The organism is Gracilibacillus saliphilus, from assembly GCF_010994085.1.
Lineage (GTDB): Bacteria > Bacillota > Bacilli > Bacillales > Amphibacillaceae > Gracilibacillus > Gracilibacillus lacisalsi.
In genome coordinates this window covers 1-493 of sequence record NZ_WJEB01000085.1, presented here as the reverse complement: position 1 = coordinate 493, position 493 = coordinate 1, and the positions used below count along the sequence as shown (strand labels likewise).

The window sequence follows — 493 nt, the reverse complement described above, 5'->3', positions numbered from 1 at the left end:
ACACCTGTTCCCATGCCGAACACAGTAGTTAAGCTCTCCAGCGCCCATGGTAGTTGGGGCTCACGCCCCTGCAAGAGTAGGACGTTGCCAGGCATTTTCTTCCATTCCACAGTAGCTCAGTGGTAGAGCAATCGGCTGTTAACCGATCGGTCGTAGGTTCGAATCCTACCTGTGGAGCCAATGGAGAGCTGTCCGAGTGGTCGAAGGAGCACGATTGGAAATCGTGTGTGCGGTCAACGCCGTACCGAGGGTTCGAATCCCTCGCTCTCCGCCACTTTTAATATAGGCCCGTTGGTCAAGTGGTTAAGACACCGCCCTTTCACGGCGGTAACACGGGTTCGAATCCCGTACGGGTCACCACTTACTTAGGAGGATTAGCTCAGCTGGGAGAGCACTTGCCTTACAAGCAAGGGGTCGCAGGTTCGAGCCCTGCATCCTCCACCATTTAAAAATTAATACATTCCTTATTATCGCGGGGTGGAGCAGTCTGGTA

4 tRNA genes and 1 rRNA gene are annotated in these 493 nt (G+C 53.8%); all 5 read left to right on the top strand.

Features of this window, described 5'->3' with window-relative positions:
• Nucleotides 1–93, top strand: a 5S ribosomal RNA gene (gene rrf, locus GHT08_RS21955); the annotation flags it as partial.
• Between the two features lie 12 nt (nucleotides 94–105).
• Nucleotides 106–180, top strand: a tRNA-Asn gene (locus GHT08_RS21950).
• 2 nt (nucleotides 181–182) lie between these two features.
• Nucleotides 183–274: transfer RNA gene (locus tag GHT08_RS21945), tRNA-Ser, on the top strand.
• Nucleotides 275–285: 11 nt separating this feature from the next.
• Nucleotides 286–360: transfer RNA gene (locus tag GHT08_RS21940), tRNA-Glu, on the top strand.
• 8 nt (nucleotides 361–368) lie between these two features.
• Nucleotides 369–444 (top strand) — tRNA-Val (locus GHT08_RS21935).
• Nucleotides 445–493: the final 49 nt, after the last annotated feature.